This is a genomic window from Microcoleus sp. Pol11C3, from assembly GCF_036701485.1.
Lineage (GTDB): Bacteria > Cyanobacteriota > Cyanobacteriia > Cyanobacteriales > Microcoleaceae > Microcoleus.
On record NZ_JAUBQW010000062.1, the window covers coordinates 1 to 19038 of the forward strand.

The 19038-nt window shown below is 45.6% G+C and carries 13 protein-coding genes; 3 read left to right on the forward strand and 10 right to left on the reverse strand.

From position 1 onward, the window contains the following. Positions 1-534 precede the first annotated feature (534 nt). The gene (locus QUA40_RS15425) at positions 535-2913 is read left to right on the forward strand and encodes an NACHT domain-containing NTPase (protein ID WP_333127262.1); all 2379 of its coding nucleotides are present in this window, start codon (positions 535-537) and stop codon (positions 2911-2913) included. Between the two features lie 169 nt (positions 2914-3082). Here the strand turns inward: QUA40_RS15425 and QUA40_RS15430 are convergent, their stop codons facing one another. The 3 genes from QUA40_RS15430 to QUA40_RS15440 all read right to left on the reverse strand — a co-directional run bounded on the left by QUA40_RS15430 (position 3083) and on the right by QUA40_RS15440 (position 5102). Next, the gene (locus QUA40_RS15430; protein ID WP_333127264.1) at positions 3083-3688 is read right to left on the reverse strand and encodes a zf-HC2 domain-containing protein; all 606 of its coding nucleotides are present in this window, start codon (positions 3686-3688) and stop codon (positions 3083-3085) included. 140 nt (positions 3689-3828) lie between these two features. Beyond that, the gene (locus QUA40_RS15435; protein WP_333127308.1) at positions 3829-4488 is read right to left on the reverse strand and encodes a sigma-70 family RNA polymerase sigma factor; all 660 of its coding nucleotides are present in this window, start codon (positions 4486-4488) and stop codon (positions 3829-3831) included. A 122-nt stretch (positions 4489-4610) separates the two neighbouring features. Further along, positions 4611-5102: a molybdenum cofactor biosynthesis protein MoaE gene (locus tag QUA40_RS15440; RefSeq protein WP_333127310.1), complete on the reverse strand. Its 492-nt coding sequence runs from the start codon at positions 5100-5102 to the stop codon at positions 4611-4613. Between the two features lie 637 nt (positions 5103-5739). Here QUA40_RS15440 and QUA40_RS15445 point away from each other — a divergent pair. Then, positions 5740-6114 (forward strand): SH3 domain-containing protein, encoded by a 375-nt coding sequence (locus QUA40_RS15445; protein WP_333127266.1) that lies wholly within the window; start codon positions 5740-5742, stop codon positions 6112-6114. 236 nt (positions 6115-6350) lie between these two features. Here QUA40_RS15445 and QUA40_RS15450 read toward each other — a convergent pair whose 3' ends face one another. Further along, positions 6351-7331, reverse strand: a complete 981-nt coding sequence (locus QUA40_RS15450; RefSeq protein WP_333037021.1) for an aspartate carbamoyltransferase catalytic subunit — start codon at positions 7329-7331, stop codon at positions 6351-6353. Positions 7332-7958: 627 nt separating this feature from the next. Here QUA40_RS15450 and QUA40_RS15455 point away from each other — a divergent pair. Continuing rightward, a complete protein-coding gene (locus QUA40_RS15455; RefSeq protein WP_333127268.1) occupies positions 7959-8177 on the forward strand; it encodes a DUF4327 family protein in 219 nt (72 codons plus the stop codon). 193 nt (positions 8178-8370) lie between these two features. On the opposite strand, the gene QUA40_RS15460 is transcribed toward QUA40_RS15455, so the two are convergent. The 6 genes from QUA40_RS15460 to QUA40_RS15485 all read right to left on the reverse strand — a co-directional run bounded on the left by QUA40_RS15460 (position 8371) and on the right by QUA40_RS15485 (position 18454). Continuing rightward, positions 8371-9612 (reverse strand): protein kinase domain-containing protein, encoded by a 1242-nt coding sequence (locus tag QUA40_RS15460; RefSeq protein ID WP_333127270.1) that lies wholly within the window; start codon positions 9610-9612, stop codon positions 8371-8373. An 813-nt stretch (positions 9613-10425) separates the two neighbouring features. Further along, positions 10426-12729 carry a serine/threonine phosphatase gene (locus QUA40_RS15465; RefSeq protein WP_333127272.1) on the reverse strand — a complete coding sequence of 768 codons (2304 nt, stop codon included), beginning with the start codon at positions 12727-12729 and terminating at the stop codon, positions 10426-10428. 347 nt (positions 12730-13076) lie between these two features. After that, entirely contained in the window at positions 13077-15632 is a 2556-nt protein-coding gene (locus QUA40_RS15470) for a DHH family phosphoesterase (protein ID WP_333127274.1), read from the reverse strand. A gap of 239 nt (positions 15633-15871) precedes the next feature. Continuing rightward, entirely contained in the window at positions 15872-16687 is an 816-nt protein-coding gene (locus QUA40_RS15475) for a PD-(D/E)XK nuclease family protein (RefSeq protein WP_333127276.1), read from the reverse strand. 155 nt (positions 16688-16842) lie between these two features. Continuing rightward, positions 16843-17793, reverse strand: coding sequence for a GUN4 domain-containing protein (locus QUA40_RS15480; RefSeq protein ID WP_333127278.1), 951 nt, complete (start codon positions 17791-17793; stop codon positions 16843-16845). A 313-nt stretch (positions 17794-18106) separates the two neighbouring features. After that, positions 18107-18454 carry a hypothetical protein gene (locus QUA40_RS15485; RefSeq protein WP_333127280.1) on the reverse strand — a complete coding sequence of 116 codons (348 nt, stop codon included), beginning with the start codon at positions 18452-18454 and terminating at the stop codon, positions 18107-18109. Positions 18455-19038 lie beyond the last annotated feature (584 nt).

Genomic DNA, 19038 nt, shown 5'->3' on the forward strand with positions numbered 1-19038 from the left:
TGAGTTTCAGCTTCTAGTCTTATGCACGAGTCTATCTTTTATTAGATAAAGTTATCACCATAAGTTCTGAAGAGCCTAATTTCGTTGCTTTTGCCACCCCAAAATAAAGGTCTTTAAAAAGTCAACTACCCGATTCAAATAACCAAATTGAGGGGGATGTAGGGGTGGTATTATACTTGGATGAAAATATTTCACAATTAACAGACAATTTCGCTCGTCAGAAGTGCGTGTATAGCTGAGCTTGTCGGCAATTTTGCTGATAAGTTTTATGCCTATTCCACGTGAGGGAATTTCATTGAGATTATTTCTCATTTTGGTATCCTTTCTCGTCTTTTAATAGGTGATTTTTAGAGACATAAAAGAGTGGCATTCTGAAGGGTTAATTTTGCAGGATTTATGCCTGACTTTTCCCCTATGCCGTGCATTTGTTGTCAGGATCATTTTCTCTTTGTTGCTGGGGTCTTGACAAACTCAGTTTGCGATCGCTAAACTGAGCGAAAACTGAGATTGACAATTAAAGAAGTAAATTATATAATGACGACCCTCAAAGCCTCTGAGGAGGGATTAGTAAAAATTAGGCAAGCTAGAAGAGAAAGGGGATCGACGATAGAAGACCCCAGATGGTTAGTAGAAGCTAGTCAAAAATTAGAGCCCGATCGAACTTGGACAGAGGCCGGGCCCTATGCCGATGGCCTCTCGCTGCCAACTTGGAGGCGTTTTTTAGGAGGAAGAGAATCCATTAAAGCTAATGCTTTCAAGGTTTTCTGCACGGTTTTGCAGTTGAATTGGGAAGAAATTGTCGATCGTCCTCCACCCGAAAATCCGCAGCCACCGAATTTAGACATTAATTCCTTAGTGCAAGAGATCCGGCAACAATGCCACAGCAAAATCCAACAGCTTTACAGCAAAATGCAACTCTTGGATATTGCACAGCCCGTTGATGTCAGCAACCTCTACGTTGAAGTCAACATTTTGGAGGAAATTACCAGTTGGCAGCCGGGAGAAATTCGCGATTTATTGAGAGACTTCAACCCAGATGCGGATAACTTTAACCGATTGGGATTGGGTAAAGTACGCCAGAAACGAGTCCCTGGATTGGATGCGGTGAAATCTCACTCTAAACTGATGGTACTCGGCAAACCTGGTTCCGGTAAAACTACTTTTTTGAAACACATTGCCATTCAGTGCGATCGCTCAGAATTTGAAGGCAACAAAATACCTATTTTTATCCCTCTGAAAACCTTTGCTGAAATCGCTAATCTGGACTTATTAGAATATATCAGCGACGAATTTGCCAGTTGCGGAGTTGATGCGCGATCGCAAACTGAATTTGTACTTAGTCAAGGCAGAGGGCTGATTTTATTGGACGGCTTAGATGAAGTGCCAGAATCAGATAGCGATGCAGTCGTCAAACAGATTCGTCAGTTTGTCCGAAAGTATTACAAAAATCAGTTTATCATCACCTGTAGAATTGCTGCGTCTAAGTACAGATTTCACGACGAAGCCTTTACCTCTGTTGAGGTAGCAGATTTTAATAATAAGCAAATCGCTGCCTTTGCTCGCAATTGGTTTGTGGCATTTTCCCAGAATCTGGAAGCAGGAAAAGCTTTAGCATATCAATTTTTAGAGCAGCTAAAACTGAATAAAAATAAGCAAATACGAGAACTGGCAGTAACACCTATCTTGTTGAATCTGACTTGTTTAGTATTCCAAGCAAAAGCAGATTTTCCATCCAATCGAGCCAAATTGTATGAGGAAGGAATGGAAATTATGCTAAAAAAATGGGATGAAACGAGAGGCATTCAACGAGATGAAATTTATCGCAATTTAGATTTTTTACGCAAGAAACATTTACTTGCTTTTGTGGCCACTATTACTTTCGAGCGGGGCGATTACTTTTTTGAAAAAAACACACTTCAGCAATTGATTGCCGATTATCTGGCTAACTTAAGGGATGACAAAACTGACCGCGTTCAATTGGAAATGGATAGTGAGGTTGTGCTGAAGGCTATCGAGGCACAACATGGGTTATTAGTGGAGAGGGCAAGGGGGATTTATTCGTTTTCTCATCTAACATTTCAAGAGTATTTCACTGCTAGACAAATTGTTAACAATTCCGAGCCCCAAGCTTTGGAAAAACTGGTCAGCTACATCACCGAGAAGCGTTGGCGAGAAGTTTTTTTCCTGGCGGTTGGGATGTTGCGAAAAGCTGATGACTTATTGCTGTTAATGAAACAACAAGTTGATGGATTGGTCGCTGACGATGAGCAGTTACAGCAGTTCATAGTGTGGGTCAACCAAAAATCCCTTTCTGTTGATGTTCCCTACAAACCTGCTGCAGTTAGATTCTTTTACTTTTCCCTTCTGCCATCCCTTGAGATTGCTCTTAATCGTAACCCTGAGCGTTTGCTTGACCCTGGGCTTTACCTTGCCGTTAAACATACCTTTGACCCTGCTGTTCAACTTACCCTTGGCCTTGTTCTTGACCTTGCCATTTTGCCTGTAGTCAACTGTGCTATTGACCCTGCCCTTAGTCTCGCCCATGACATTCTTCTTGTCCCTGTTGTTGAACCTGAACTGATGCAAGCACTGGAAGAAATTAAGAAACAACTACCTCACCCAGGTGGTGACAAGGAAATATTTAGGCAATGGTGGCAAGCTAACGGACAAGTTTGGACTAGGCTATTAAGACAAATCATAATTTTCTACCGCAATATAGGTCACGATTGGCAATTTAGCGAACAACAGAAGTTATTGCTGAGGAAGTATTACGATGCTAATATTTTGCTGGTAGATTGCCTTAATAGCGCTTCTAATGTCTCTCCTGCTGTGCGGCAAAAAATTGAGGAGACATTGCTGTTGCCGATCGCAAATATCCAAAAAATCGGTGACAAGTGCGATCGCCCGCTCTAATTCCACTAGCTACCTACTCCGATATCAAGATGCGATCGCTCCACAATAAGTCATTCAAAGCCAGGAAAATGTCAAAGGATATATCCACCTTGAAAAACTGGGAAAAATGGCAAAAAGCCCCCTTTTCTAGGGAGCTTAACGACTTCCGTTATTGCTCAAAACACAAATCCTACTGCGCCTTTGGCAAGGACTTTTGAGGAGTTGCTACACCAACTTTGGGAATATCCATTATCGGTGCGTTCACGCCAAGCATCAAATCGTTGGGATTAACAATCTCCACCAGAGGCTCGTTCAAAGCCACAATCAAACCGTCAGATTCACCAGGAACGGGCGATCGAGCAAACTGGGGAGCAAACAATTGGCGGCCGCCACCGACACCAGATACCGCTGCTATCAACAAAGCTGCGATCGCACCTCCACCCAAAATCCAAGTTTGTTTCGGCTTGCGTTCCACCCGCTGCAAAACCTTCGCTGCCAACTCCTGTGCAGATTGTTCCGCAGCAGGCACCGGCATTGCCTGAAAACTCTGCTGCATCATCAGCAGTCGCGAGTACAAACGTTTCGTAGTGGGGTCATTGGTCAGCCACTCCTCAACTTGCCGACGTTCTGCCGCCGTCACTTCGCCGTCGAGGTAAGCACTCAGTAATTCAAAGTGATCGCGCATCATAGTAGTTACATTCCCCTGGGGATAATTGTTGTTAGCTTGAGCTTCAGCGAGTGAATCCCCGATACCTTGCTGATTCTGATTTTTATCCGATTCAAAGTTATAATTCATCTTTCACACTTGCTTTAATTGGGGGAAGGATGCCCTCGCTATTAGAATGATTTACTGCTTATTTATATTTTAAAAGAGAAGTTTTGATGTGACAGCAAACATCACCAAATCTTTTTGACTGGCCTCTCAAAGCACTATTGCTAATTACCATCGAGATATTTTTGCAATTCCAACTGCAATCTTTGGCGAGCTCTAGCAATTCTCGACTTGACAGTTCCCAGAGAAACTCCTGTCATTTCGGCTATTTCCTCATAGGCTAAACCTTCTATTTCTCTCAAAACAATTGTCGTGCGGAATACTTCCGGCAAATCTGCGATCGCCACCCGCAACTGGTCGTAAAATTCTCGAGTCGTCAAATCTTCATCTGGTCCCGGACTGTCGGCCGGAATTTCCCAATCCACCTCGCCATCTTCCAGAGTACGGGGTACGTCGAGCGACAGCGGAGTTCGCACCCGCTTGCGCTTCCGCAACTCATCGTAAAACAAATTAGTAGCGATGCGGCTCAGCCAGCCCCGAAATTTAACAGGCTCTTGCAAGCGGTTAATATTGCGGTAAACTCGAATCCACACTTCCTGAGCCAAGTCTGCTCGGTCTTGCCAGTCAGGGGCCAAGTGATAAAGTACCCTGTCTACGTGGGACTGATACCGCTTCAACAGTTCTGAAAAGGCAGTGCTCTCAGGTCGATTTCCTTCCTGACAACGCAATACCAAGTCATAATTAGAGAGTTTTTCGGCTGGCAATTGCACTCTTTGAACGGTCGCCACAACCGCAGACCAGGACACGGAAATAAAGTCGCTCATCGGTGGAATTGGCTCATCGAACATTCCACACTTTTTGACGCTAGCAGATCCCGATTGGTTCCCGCGCTCGGAAACTGCGATGGGCTTGAGTCATCAGACACTCAATGACTGCTGACTGCTTACTAATGCCCGACAACCTCGCACGCTCCAATACTCACCCAACTGCTAGAACCGTCGGCCCAATGTTCCTTTTTCCAAATCGGTACATTGTGTTTGAGCGTATCTATGGCGTACTGGCAAGCTGCAAAAGCCTCCCCTCGGTGGGGACAGCCAACAGCCACCAGTACGCTGATTTCCCCCACCTGCAAGTGTCCGACGCGGTGGTGAATGGCGACCCGATTGACATCGGCCCACTGGCGGCGGATTTCCGTAGCGATTTGCTGAAATACTCGCACGGCCATCGGTTCGTAGGCTTGATATTCTAGGGAAACTACAGCTTGACCGTCAGTTTGGTTGCGGACTGTACCGCTCATCATTACCACGGCTCCGTTGGCGGGGTCATCTGCCAAAGCGTATATTTCCTCTACAGACAAAGGCGCTAAGGTAATGGCGAAGCTGTCTGATTCATGGCGTTGAGGAATTGTGCCGATCGAAAGTGCAGCGAAGGAGTTCATTGCCAAAGAAGTGGTGGTGGGGAAGTTAATCGATCTTGACACAAATCAAGTCGCGATCGATTGCTCTTGCATCCTTGTCAGAGAAACAAGATGGCTAATCTTGAGGCAAATCTCGTAGCTTGCGGGGCGCGACGCCATCACCCCTAACTTTTATACCAACCAGTGCGATCGGCTACAATGTAACTGGCCCGAACCAAACTAATACCCTGCTTGAAGACGAGTAGGATGCTTGTCCGATAGAATTAACTGCCGATATGGCTGTAGCAATTCAATAAATAAGCACCAAAATAAGTAGTATCATTCGCAACTAAGTACAAGCAATTTCCAACCCCAATCGATAACTTCGTTCCCTTTTGAATGACACAGTTAAGTTTAATTCTGCCCTCCTACTTGATCCGCGTCGCCCAAATCTTTAGCAGCAGATGTAAACTTTATTTATTTTTTTGTTCCGGAAAGCTACTTAGATGACATGATATACCTGTGCAGGATTCAAGAAAATGGGCGACTACTCGCCAAAAGCAAGACAGTAACGCCCTCTTGTGCCTTTTCTGAAACATAAGTTAATGGTTTGGGCTGTTAATTGAGGTTTCGACCTGAATCTGCACCAACAAATGTTAACCACAATCACGAGGAAACTATGGAAGCACTAGCATTGAGCCAGTCTTTTGTTGCTTATGAATCTCCAGAGTCCGAACTCCAACTGGAATTGAAAATTCCTAATTCTGCATGGGTAGGCGTTGCAGGTATGGCAGTAGCTCTATCTGTTCTGGGTACCCCCGGTGAAGCACAGGCAAGTTGCGGCTACCGTCACTGCGGCGGTCACAGCCGTAACAGCTACGCCGAAGTTGCAACCAACGGCGGCCGACTGAATATCCGCCACCGCCCCGATGGCTGTTCTCATGTCATCGGCAAGTTATACAATGGAGACAATGTGGCATTGACCGGTCGTTACAGAAACGGCTGGGCCCAACTCGAAGGTGGCGGCTGGGTGTCTGCGTCCTGGCTCTCCTAACTCTTAACTAGATAACTTTACATTTCTAGAAAGAGTTTTAATCGTTACCCGGCGATACTGGGTAACGATTATTTTAAATATGCGATCGAGCCTGAAAATAATCGAATATCCGAAATTCATGACTAACAACTAAGCTGTCGCGCATTTAAATTGTATATTCAGGGCGGGCGAGACGCCCACCCCACAAGACTTTTATTTTTTTTACAGACAATTTAAAGGCAGAACAGCTTAACAGCCTAAACTTTACCCCCGCCGATTAGATAAAGTAAGGCCATCCGCACCGCCACGCCGCTGGTAACTTGCTGAGAAATCAGGCTAAACTGGGCATCGTCCATCAAATCCGAACTAATTTCCACGCCACGGTTAACTGGGCCCGGGTGCAAAACTTTCACATCCGGCTTGCAGAGTTTGAGTCGATCGCGCGTAATCCCGTACAAAGAATGGTACTCTCGTAAACTCGGCAGTAAATGGTCGCTCATCCGTTCCTTTTGCAGCCGCAAAGTCATCACAAAATCAGCATCAGCCAAAGCAGGTTCAAGCTGCCAGTGCAAAAATAATTTGCCTTCCCTACCATCGCCACACTCAGCAAACAACAGCGGTAGCAAAGTTGGCGGCCCGGCCAAATGAACCTCTGCCCCAGAAGCCGTTAGACTCCAAATATTAGACCTAGCCACCCGCGAATGTAAGATATCCCCCACCACAGCAATTTTTTTGCCCGCTAAAAGTTCCAGTCGCGGACGTTCGGTATCTAACAGAGCACAAATAGTAAATAAGTCTAGCAAACCTTGCGATGGATGTTCGTGCTGGCCGTCTCCAGCATTCAGAACGCTGACTCTCGAACCCAAGCGATCCATTTCCGAAGCAATCGTGCTGGGAACTCCAGCTTGTTCGTGCCGGATTACCATCAAATCCGTTCCCATCGCCAGATAAGTCTTAGCCGTATCCAGAATAGTCTCCCCCTTCGTCAGAGAAGAACTTCCCGGCGTAAAATTTAGTGTATCTGCCGACAGCCGCTTCGCCGCCAACTCAAAACTATTGCGAGTCCGTGTAGATGGTTCAAAAAACAAATTCGCGACCACTTGACCCTGCAGGGCCGGCACTTTCTTGGTGCGGCGGCCGAGCACCTCCCGAAAACTGGCTGCAGTTTGCAGCACCGTATCGTATTCGTCCGAGGTAAAATCAGCCAGAGTAAGAATGTGTCGCCTTGTCCAAGTCATACAATTTTAGATTTTAGATTTTAGATTTATTGAATCAAGACGGACGATGGGTTTGAAACTTGCCTGCTGGCCCACGTGGGGCAGCCTAGAATGTTCGATCGACCTTTAGGGGTGGCGATCAACAGTATCCAACAATTTTTGATCGCTTTTGCGGTGAGTAGAGTTATAATCTGTTTATCTAGCTTAGACCCCACTCTCACAGCTAACCCAGCGTCGAAGGTGAAACAGATGTGGTTTAGCAGGAAAGCGGAAATTACGCTGTAGCAGCCAAAGCGCAGTAGTTGCAGTTTCTTCTACGCAAACTCAGCCTTGTCAAGAACAAGCCGAACGCAGCCCTTGCATCTACCACTATGTGGAAACAATCGAGGCGGTCAACCTCCCACTGTCGATCGACAGCATATAGCGGGACATCTTAAAGATGATTAATTCTTTGAAGTCGGTCTTGACTCTTCAGTCTTGCTTATAGCCCCTTGTCAAAACGAACTGTGTTAAGATACAAGTTGAATATGTAGCTTCCCGACAAAAATCTACACGTATCTTGGCGAGACTGTTCTTGGCGAAACTGCGGTAACAAGTGTGAGCTGGGAAGTTGTAATTACACAAGATTTAAACAATTCAAGAGGTATTATGAGCCAGAAGGTTATACAGCCGATGGTTAAGTTCCAGCGTCAGGTGCATTCTCTCGTCACGTCTGACATTATCAAGCCCACAGACAGCATTTGGAAAATTGCTCTGCTTTATGGCGACGAATGGCCTTACTGGAAACAGCAACTCCAAGAGTTTGATTTTTCTATGCAAGACCCCGTTAGCGAGTTGATAGCTGTAGAAGCTTGGGACGAGGAATAACAGAGGATACTGAGGACTTCGGTGTCGGGAAGAAAAGAAGATGCGATCGGGTAAATTTTCTTTCATAAATTTCCGTGGCTAAATTCTTCCCTCTTCCCTCTTCCCTCTTCCCTCTTCCCTTTGCCCTTTGCCCTCTTCCTAATGACTTGTGACTTTTGGCTTTTGGCTTTTGAGTTTTGACTTCGGACTTTTGTTAAACCGAAGCTGCTAAAGCTCGAGCTAATTGTTGAGCTGTTTGAAAGCGATCCCCAGGCTTAGCTGCCGTGGTTCGCACAATGGTGTCCCGCAGCTTGGGGGCGATCGTCGGAATATTTTCGAGCTTAAACCCGTAACCTCCAGCTATTTTCCCGTAAAAGTTTTGAGGGCTTTGGGCCGTCAGCAAAAAAATCAAAGTAGGCCCAATAGCATATAAATCCGACTGAGGGAGAGGCTGTCCCCGGTCTTGTTCTGGTGCGGTGTAGCCTTCAACGCCGATGCGAGTGCCCGGAGGAGTGCCGATTTCTTTAACGGCACCAAAATCCAGCAGCGTAATGCAATTGTCGCGGTGGCGCACCAGCAAATTAGCAGGTTTAATATCCCGGTGGACGATCGGGGGTTTTTGAGAGTGAATGTAGTCCAAAACCTCACAGGTTTGGATCATCCACTCTATTGCCTGTTGGGGAGCAACAGGCCCGCGGTTGTAGATGCGTTTTTCTAAATCCTCGCCGTGGAGCATTTCCATCACCAAGTATTTTTTGCCCCCTTCCACAAAAAAGTCAAAAAACTGAGGAATTCCCGGATGGTGGAGGGCCTTGAGAGTTTTAGCTTCACGTTCAAACAGTTCTTGAGCTTTGGCAATTTGAGCCATGTCAGCATTCATTTCCTTGAGGACTACCAGAGAAGCTGCGGGGGAACTTCCGGGTTGTTGAGCTTTCGCTTTCTCTCGATCCCAGGCTAAAGTCGTTGTCCCCATACCGCCTTGGCCCAAAGTTCGCAGCACTTGGTAGTGGCGCACCGTACGATCGACTTTAATCGGTTCGCCGCAGTGGATGCAGAATAAATTCCCCGGCGGGTTTCCCGCATGGGTACACCTCGGGGTGGCGAGATTGACGGTGGGGTTCGCCTCAATCTTGCCGCCGAGTTCAATAGTAATAACTTGGAATTGCAGAATTGGGCCGCCCCGCGCCAACTGGATCAGGGCACCGTCGGATATCCAACCCTGAGACATGAGAATACCGTTCACCAAAGTGCCATTTGTCCCGGAATTGACTAAGTACCACTGGCTGGATCTCCCGCTATTAACTCTTTGCAATTCCAGATGCTGCCGTGAAACTAGAGCATTGGGGATCACAACGTGATTTTCAGGAGAGCGACCGATGCGAATAATGGATTCGCTCTCGAAACTCCACTGTTGCAGGGGGGTCTGTTTGTCTGGATCTAAAAGAGTCAGCAGCATTTTCGATTGATGTGGTTGAACTCCCTGATGTGGCAGTGAGAGTTTGCGGGAATTTACAGATTAGGGGCGTAGGACTTTGAAAAATTAGAAATTAAAAATTAATTATGAGCTTCACAGGTGAGTTTCACTAAAACTTTATAATATCCTGATTATGATTAAAGATTCCATAAACCATTAAGTTATAAATAGTTTTTGGGGAACAATTATCCGTCAAAATTCAGAGGGGTCGATCGCTCCTTAAAACACAGTCGAGCGATTCAACACTTGAAACTAAAAAAACTAGGTAAACAATCACTAAACTTTTACGTAAATTTGATGTAGCAGCAGATTGTAATGTAAGCCCCACATATATATGTAGGGCGGACACTTCCCACCTATGCCCACCTTGCCCCGAGAGCGATCGAGTATAAAACAGATTTAGCATCAGCCCGCGTGCTGACTCACTTCATTTTAGTTGATTTTTTTTCATTAGACTAACTATTTTTGTAAGTGAAAGCTCTTTCAACTATGATGAATCCACTTACTATCAAGCCACTTTTTCCCGTAAATTCCCGGAACAGAGTCTCAAAATTAAAGCTACGGATAAATGGTTGGTATTTCACAGATTTTCTGCAATCGTATCGGTCTGCAATCACTTTTTGAGTAATCAAACAGAAGTTGTTTCACCACCGGATACCTAAAAACAGAGCGAGCAGTAAAGCCTTGCCCGGAAACGACAGAAGCTGTTTCCTTTGCCTGCAACAATTACAGGTTTAATCCAAGCGGTCGCGGGGGAAAAGCGCCGCCTTTGAAAAAGTTGGCAGCATCCAAATTCTAAAATCGAAATGCGCCTACCTGCGCCCGAATGATAATTGCCGTGATATTGTCGTGACCGTTGCGTTTGTTACCCAGTTCAATCAACTGGGCAACTCCCTGGTCGAGATCAGCTTGGGGATTGAACAGGGGTTCGAGAGTGTTTTGCCAGTGAGTTTCTAACAAATCATTATCTGTCAGGCCGTCGGAAGCCAAAATTAATAAGGTATCTTCGCACAAGTCTAAAAACTGCACGTCAGGCTTGAGAAAATTACTGTCTCGTGGGCCGATGGCTTGAGTTAGTTGATAGGCATCGGGGCGGGCATAAGCAGTTTCCGGGTCAACCCCGCGCTTAATTTCGCGCTGACCTACTTCGTGGTCTGAGGTGATTTTTTCTAGGGCCTGTCCCTTTCTCAGTCGGTAGAGGCGGCTGTCGCCAACGTGGGCAACGGCGAAGTGGGTGTCTTGAACTAAGACTGCGACTAGAGTTGTACCCATGCGGGCGCTGCCGGAGCGTCCGTCCTTTTGATTGATTTCAAAGATGGCTTTGTTGGCTAGCAGGACTCCTTCGCGGATGGTTTCTGCAGGAGGTAGTTGATTTTCCCAACTGGTTTGAAAAAATTCTCTGAGGGTTTCAGCGGCTAGTTGACTGGCTACTTCTCCGCTGTCGTGTCCGCCCATGCCGTCGCAGAGAATGTAAAGCCCTTTAGTTTGAAAAATGCGACCGAAGGAACTTTCGAGTTTGTTGAGCTGAGTCCAGATGCTGAAGAAGTCTTCGTTGTGGTCGCGCGTGCGGCCAACATCGGTGAGGCCTGCGTCTTCTAAGCTGTAAATCTGGAGTGGCATCGGCTGAGTTAAGACCTCGCCAACCTCGGGGGGCGACTCGTCGGGGCTGCGGTAATGCCTGCGTCTCGGGGTTGAGCTTGGTGAAGGTGCGGGTTGGAGTTCCAGGGGAACAGTTTCTAGGCGCGATCGCAATTCTTCGATTGTGTTAATCTCGCCTCTGTACATTTGTTGCAGCAGTTCGAGCAAGGCGCCAAACTGAGTGCGATGATCGGACTGGCTAAATATCACCTGCCACAGTTGCCCCAAATCTACGAGTTGCAGGTTTGAGCCGGCGGGTTCGGGATAGAGGTATTGCAGTCGCAAAGAAGCCAAAGAAAAGGAAGAGTCGGGGTTGACTCGCAAATTTGTCAGTTCCAACAAGCTTTGCCGACAGCGCCAGGGTTCTAGGGCAGCCCACAGTTCTGTCATTTCGTGCAGCCAGTATAAAATTTGCTGGGTGGAAGTTTCGGGTTGACTCCAGCGTTCTACCAGCAGCGGCCATTGGGAGCAGTCTTCTAGCAGCAGGACTGCTTGTTCGTTGTCTGACCAGCTATCGTGAATGACTGGCAGGTTTTGAGAGAATTGCCACCGCAGTGCCAGATAAGGTTCAGCTATGCCTTGGCAAAGCTCTGCTAAGGCGGAATTGGTTGAATTTTCTCCGCCTTTGATTGCTGCGGTATAGGGGGATGTTCGTCTGGCGACGCTGGCAGAGTTGGCTGCTAGCATGGCTTTGAGGGGTGACATTTCCAGCGGCTGACAGTCCAATACTGTTACTGCTACTGTGTCTGAGCGTTTTCTCGGCGGCACGGTTTCTAGGAGTTGGTAGCGCTGCTGAGTGTCTAAATAAGCTCCGGCTGGCTGGGAAGGGATTAAATATTCTGAATTGGGGATGGGGAATTCTGGAGAGGGAGGGGATGTGTCAGCTATGTTTGGGCTGTCGGGGTTCTCGGTTGCTTCCTGGATTTGTTGAGGGTGTGGTGCGGTTATAAAATTGTGCCCAGATGGGTTTATTTCGCCCTCTGGTGCTGTATTCGAGCTTTTTTCTATTGTTTGAAAGGATTCTGGTGCGATCGCCCCCACGGCTACCACAGCGTCTATTTCTGGACTGCTGAATTCGGCGACTTCGGTCAGTGGAGAAGTTGGTTCGACTGCTGTTGGGGATTCGGCTGGGGTGGTGATTTCTGTTTTAATCGCGTCTGTGATTGGTTCAGGAGAGTTTTGGGGCGATGCGATTTCTGGAACCATCTCTGGTTTTTGCCCAAACTCGGCTGGGGGTAGGGTTGACTCCTGTGGCTCGACTGCTGGAAAATTCGATCGACCGCAGATAATGGCCCGCCACACTTGACCTGTTGCGACGCCGCAATTCTGACATTCTTTGGCGCTAAAAGCGACTTGGGCACCGCATTCGTGGCAAGGTTTGTAAATTAGGGAATTTCCGCATTGTTGACAAAACTTGTTTGGATTGGGATTTTCAAATTGGCAGCGGGGACAGAGAAGCATAGGGGTTTTAAATTGGAGATGGGCGATCGAGTTTGGCGGTGGGGAGTTTTGGGTTGTGGCCTGTGAGTTAGGAGTTATGAGTTTTGGGTCTGACTCGCAACGGATAACTCCCATTGCTCTATGCCTTATTTTATCGGGATGAATTCAGAACTAAGATATTTCTTAGAACTGAGATGTTGCATCCGTGTCAGGAATAGGACTCTTAAGCCCGATCCACAAAAACCCCTCTCGCTTAAGAGGCCAAAAAGCTCGCCTCACGGGCTGCAACAGCGTCCGGGCCTAAGAAAAGTCCACTCATGAGTGGAACTGGCATCCTGCCTATGCTTAACCATGGTGGCAGATATCAGTTAGAAGGGATTTGCTGTAGAATCTTCTTGGAAAACGGTCTCTCGGGCGATCGACACAATGGTGGAAAGCGGTACTTCACAGAAATATTTCCGCCGGAATTGTTCTTCGGAGACTGCTGCTAGGAATTGCGCTGCAAAACGGGCAGCGATGGGGGAATTTGGCACTGAGAATTGGATGGAGTGTCTATCTAATAAGGGTTGGGGGATTTGAGCGGGCGCGTCTTCATGGTGTGCGGTTTCGGGTTGTCTGGTGATGTGGAAAGCTCGATCACGATAATGGATTTGAAAACCGAGATATGTTAGGGTTTTGAACCCTAGTTGCAGGGAGGTGTCGCTGATGCCGAGTTTTTGGCGGAGTTGTTGTCTGGTGACGGTTTTTTTTGTGCGGCTGAGGTATTTGGCGATGCCGATTAGCTGTTGGCAGATTTGCTGTGGGGCTACGGGTGCAGGTAAAGTATAGGCGATCGCGAGTTTTTTCTGAGTGTGCTGTGCTTGCCGAAACCAGATCCGCAGTTCGTCCCAGCTTGCGGGGCATTCTTTGAGGACGATCGAGTTTTCGCGATCAACCTTTTCGGAATTGTAAACTAGATTGTCGATCGGCATTTGAGATTCTAAGTTTGTGCTAGCGCCTAATAACTCTTCATCATTATTTCTGTTGCGCCAGTCTACGATCCAATCTATTTTAGTCTGGGAATTGATTTGGTTTTCTTCGGTGCGTTCCCGCACTGCTACGAGACGCACTTCATACCGCGATTTGTAAGTATTAAAATCGAGTTCAACGGTGACATCGCAGCGGCCTTGGGGAACTTCGTTTTGATTGTGTCCCCACCAAATGCCGGGAAATCCCGTATCGCTAGATTCATCCCTAATTGTAAATTCTGTTTTGATATATTCTACTTTTTGCCCTTTCAAATCCTTGATTTTTTGATTCCAGAGATTTTCAAACCAGCAGTTTTCAATCAGCAACTTGGGTGCGGGGTTGCCCATACCGCACGGTTCGAGCAATTTTAGTTCTTGAAATAAGTCTTTACCTAATTCGGAGACAGTAATTTTTAGGTCGGCTTGAACGGGGGCGACTGTTAAACTATCTGTACTGTATTGTTGTCGCAGTTGCTGATTTACCGCATCGGTAAAGAGAGGGATATTTTCCACTGGGAGACTCAATCCGGCGGCGAAGGGATGACCGCCAAATCTGTGCAATAAATGCGCTTGGTCTTTGACTAATTGGTAAAGGTCGATTTGATTGGCGGAACGGGCGGAACCCCTGGCAATTTTGGATGGGGAAAGTGTTGGTGATTCTGAATCTAAGAAGGAGGTAAATTGCGTTTCCGGGAAATTTTCATTAATTTTTTCGCTTCCTTCTGTGCTGAATAAAATCACGGGGCGTCCGTATTCTTGAGCGATTTGTCCCGCTACTAATCCTAATACTCCTACGGGCCATTGGGGGTCGCTGAGGACGATGACGCTAGTGGTTGAGAGGTCGAGTTTGGCTAGTTTGTTGGCGGCATCTTTGGCAACATCTTTTTGTAAAGATTTGCGCCGGGAGTTGGCAATTTCGGTTAAATTTGCTAGTTCTTCGCAGCGTTTTTTGTCGCGGCTGGTGAGGAGTTCTACGCAGAAGCTGGCGTCACCTTGAATGCGGCTGACGGCGTTGATTCGGGGGCCGAGGCCGAAGGAAATGTCGGTTGGGCGATCGCCCGATCTTTTGCACAGTTCGAGCAATTTTGCAACTCCTGGGCGGGTGGGATTTGCGATTTGTTTTTGCAGTTGTTCGATGCCGATTTGTGCTAGGTAGCGGCTGTCTCCTGTAAGTTGGACTAAATCGGCAATTAAGCCGATCGCTACTAATTCTAATAAATCTGTGAGCGGGCGCTGGGGAATATCCGGTAATGTGTGATATAATGCTTCGATTAATTTGTAAGCTACTCCAACTCCTGAAAGGTTAAATAGTTGGTGGTTTGGCGGAAAGTAGCGGGGATTGATAATCGCTGTAGCTGGCGGGCGATCGTCTGGTAATGTATGATGGTCGGTGACAATTGTATCGATGTTTAAGCTGGTGGCATATTCGATTTCTGCGATGTTTGTACTGCCTGTATCGCAGGTAATAATTAAGCTAATTTCAGATTTTGCTAAGGCGTCTATTCCTGTGATATTCAGTCCGTGAGATTCGGTTAAACGGTTGGGAATGTAATAAATTAGTTGGTCATTTTGAGCAAAAAATTCTCCCAGTCCGTCCCAAAGTACGGAGGTTGATGTAATGCCGTCGGCGTCGAAGTCTCCCCAAATTGCGACTTTTTCTGCGCTGTTTCGTGCTTGCTGGATTCTTTCTATCGCCCAGTTCATTTCTAGTCCGAATTCAAAGGGACTTGCTGGTTGGTAAAGTTTGGGATTTAAGAAACCTGGTATTTGTTCGGGGCTTTGAATTCCTCTATACCACAGAAGTGCAGCGGCATAGTTTCCGGGGAGTTCTGGTGCATGGTTTCTGACAGCTTGGATTAGCCAAGCTGGGGGTTGGGATAGGGGTTGATTTTGCCAGTTTTGAGGGGTTTCTATCATTCGATTTTAGATTTTAGATTTTAGATTTTAGATTTTAGATTTTTACCACAGATGAATCCTAGGGCTTGTTTGTTTAAATAAAACTTAAGCGAGTCACTGGTTCCCCGGCTCTGCCTCGGAACCCATTTCCAGAGGCTGTGCCTCGAAAAGCGATCGGCAAAATTGGAGGCAGAGCCTCCGTATAGGCGTTACCAGGCAGAGCCTAGTAACGAGTAAAATTTGGGGGGCTTGTTTATATGTTAAATATATATTTCGTCGATTATAGCAAGATTTGGCAGCCAATCTATGGGAGTTTCTGCGATCAGATTTGGTAAGGGAGTTTTTGTGTCTGGTGTGCGGTTGCAGCGAGTGGCAAATTGACAGGAATCGCAAAGATTGGAACTAATTTCTACTTGGGGTAAGAATTCGCCGCCTTTGGTATAGCGCTGTCGCCAGTCGGTTAGCTGGTGCAATAGGTGGGTTAAATCTTGTTTTGTGCGATCGTGTTCTGTTTGGCTGTAATTAAATGTGAGTTTTTGTGGCGGTTCTTCTCCTTGCAATTGTACGAACCAGTATGTCATGGAAACTTGCTCGGGGGAATAGTCGCTGGTTTCTACTAAGACGTATAAATAGAGGCGAGTTTGCCAACTTTCGGCTATCCATTTTGATTTGTGAGGGCGCGGATAGGTTTTCCAGTCGAGAATTTGGGCGGCGTTTGGTTCGGCTATTAATAAGTCATAGATAACGGTGAATAGGTAGTCTTGGAAAATTAGGGTGCGGGGGTGTTCGGCTTGGCGAAAAATGCGATCGCTATTTTCTGAATTAGCAAAAAGTTCGGGTGCGGTGTTGATAAATGCTGCCACACAGCGTCCCAGTTCGGGGTCTTGTTGGATGATGAATTCAATGGGAAGTCCGAGTTCTCGCTGCTGCATTAACAGGTGAAAGTGGCTTCCCCAGGCGAGTTTTTCTTTATGTTCTGGGGAGGCGGTGGTGGCTAAAAGTTCGAGGTAGCTGTGTTGGAATTTGCGGGGGCATTCTTCGAGGATTTTGAGTTGGGTTTGGGATAGTCGAAGCATTTTTATTTAGGATATTACGGCTGGGATTTATGAGGGGGTAATTTGAGCATTGCGTTTTTGGATAAGATTGCGATCATCGCACTTCTGTTAGATTTTTTGGATGAACGGGCGCTCTTAGTTTACTCACTCAATACAGAATAACTTTATTTTTTCACTTAGGAGTCATATTGACGCTTAACAAAAACCCTAAAAAGTGAGGTGTCGAAATTACATTTATTAGAATATGCCGGTAACATTACTTTGATGGGAAGATGTCCCCGTGGAGATTTTCTGAGAGAGTATTTAATATCCGAGTAATATATCCAATCACCCTTCACGTACCAACCAACCTTCTCAGAAAACTTCGCTTCAAACTCACTATAGCCAGAAGAGATGTTATCGTTAGGTTTATTACCAACAATGCTTTCCCAAATCTGCTTTTGCACACTAAAACCAAAGAGTCCTTTGCTATGTTGTACCCAGAGGTTATTCATATAATCGAGGTCTTTAATCGGTAATCTTTCAATGTCGTGACCAGATAAGAAATTGTAAGAAAACATAGAATTTATTTTGTCTTCTCCTAACCTTTCTCGTATAAGCTTATCTGTTTCCTCATCAGCTTTTATCCATTCTTTAGCTTCGAGCAAGAGATCTAATTTATAATACTTTCCCCCGACCACGGAAGTGGATTTAGCAGACGAACTATATTGAGAAGCAGCAGCATATTTAATAACTTCTCTAGCTGCATCAGTTTCATTATTTATTCGATTACACTTATTATTTAAAGACTTTGCCCAATCAACAACTCTTTTTTTTACTTTCGGGTTACTGCGGGTTTTTTCTTCTAAATCTTGGGCTACTTGATCCTCAGCTTTATGCGCACTATATCCTTGATTTTTAAGCTGCTCTACCACCTCGCGAAACTCTGCGACGACATGAGATAAGTCCTGATTGGTGTTAATGTAACAACCTTGTATTTCTATATAGTCTCCCTGGATATAGTCGCCATGAATAGATTGATTATAATTACCACCCCCTGTGAAAATATTGCGATCTCTAGTTTGGGTATTGTCTTCTAAGTTAGTTCTTGATTCTTGTGGGGTATTAACGCCTAAATCCCATAACAATTTAGAAGCTCCGAATATTACAACGCTAACTATCAACCTAGTTAGAGTCAGAACGCCCGTGCCAACAATCGAAAAACTTATTAGTCCAACTAATACGCTAAAGAAGTAATATCGTTGCTTTTTACTTCCTGGTAGCCGAGATATTAAAATACTGAATTTCTTAAAGATTTGTCTTATTTTACCTATCATTAATTTAGCGAAATAAGCTGTTCGGGATTATAATTTAACTTGTAGGGCGGGCAGGATGCCCACCCTACAAGAGTTTGAATAAGCCGGGCTGTCCAGATTAAATGCGCGACAGCTTATCTGTCCTTCAAAGAGGAATACCTAATAATCCTAGCGCTAGCTTGACTACCCCTACCACTGCTTCACCAATCAGACCATTGGCACCAGCATCAAGTACATACTGTCTTAACTTCACTAACCTGCTTTTGGCCTGAGAATCATTATTAGCGTGAGACACTAAGTCACTAGCCACTTTTTGCTGAGCATCCTGTGGAGTGTATCCCTGTGTTTGAAGTTGAATTAATGATTCTTGAATTTGAGCCGCTACTTCAGATAAGTCCTGACTCATAGTTATGAAATTGCCTTGTATGTAATTGCCTTTGATTGATTGGCTATAGTTACCCGAACCCATATAAATGTTGTGATCGTTAGCCATATCTATGTTTCCTTGAATTTGATAGATGTCAATAGAGAATTAAGGAGTATTATTCTTAATTTCTAAAAATTTTGCCACCATTATAACCCTAATTTTCGTCATAGTCAATAGTACCGAACAATTCCAATACTTTCACTTGTTTTATCGTTGCGGCTTTAACAGCAGGATGAATCAAGTCTTCAGTAATTCGATTGCGCTCAATATAAGTATTTATTTCTTCCTGGTTAGCCAAATAAAAGCCAAGTCTTCAGTAATTCGATTGCGCTCAATATAAGTATTTATTTCTTCCTGGTTAGCCAAATAAAAGCTCAGCACGTCAAAAGACATATTTTTATTATATGTTATGATTTAGGCGAGAAGCGTGTAAAAAATTAAGAGATATCGCACTTTTCCCCACGCCCATTTACAAACTCCGAATTTGTTGAGCAAACCACATCGCCGCAGTCCCATTTCCCTGACCCAAAAGTTTTAAAGTCTGCGACAGTCAATCAATTGGCAATCCCTCAATCGCCACAGAAAAATCGCATTTCTGATATAGCAATTCTGTATGAATTGTGAACCACTTGCAGGATTAAACCCCTGTG

Coding starts and splice junctions, on each gene's coding strand:
- QUA40_RS15425 (WP_333127262.1), top strand. CDS start 535: ATGACGACCCTCAAAGCCTCTGAGGAGGGATTAGTAAAAATTAGGCAA.
- QUA40_RS15430 (WP_333127264.1), bottom strand. CDS start 3,688: ATGAATTATAACTTTGAATCGGATAAAAATCAGAATCAGCAAGGTATC.
- QUA40_RS15435 (WP_333127308.1), bottom strand. CDS start 4,488: ATGAGCGACTTTATTTCCGTGTCCTGGTCTGCGGTTGTGGCGACCGTT.
- QUA40_RS15440 (WP_333127310.1), bottom strand. CDS start 5,102: ATGAACTCCTTCGCTGCACTTTCGATCGGCACAATTCCTCAACGCCAT.
- QUA40_RS15445 (WP_333127266.1), top strand. CDS start 5,740: ATGGAAGCACTAGCATTGAGCCAGTCTTTTGTTGCTTATGAATCTCCA.
- QUA40_RS15450 (WP_333037021.1), bottom strand. CDS start 7,331: ATGACTTGGACAAGGCGACACATTCTTACTCTGGCTGATTTTACCTCG.
- QUA40_RS15455 (WP_333127268.1), top strand. CDS start 7,959: ATGAGCCAGAAGGTTATACAGCCGATGGTTAAGTTCCAGCGTCAGGTG.
- QUA40_RS15460 (WP_333127270.1), bottom strand. CDS start 9,612: ATGCTGCTGACTCTTTTAGATCCAGACAAACAGACCCCCCTGCAACAG.
- QUA40_RS15465 (WP_333127272.1), bottom strand. CDS start 12,729: ATGCTTCTCTGTCCCCGCTGCCAATTTGAAAATCCCAATCCAAACAAG.
- QUA40_RS15470 (WP_333127274.1), bottom strand. CDS start 15,632: ATGATAGAAACCCCTCAAAACTGGCAAAATCAACCCCTATCCCAACCC.
- QUA40_RS15475 (WP_333127276.1), bottom strand. CDS start 16,687: ATGCTTCGACTATCCCAAACCCAACTCAAAATCCTCGAAGAATGCCCC.
- QUA40_RS15485 (WP_333127280.1), bottom strand. CDS start 18,454: ATGGCTAACGATCACAACATTTATATGGGTTCGGGTAACTATAGCCAA.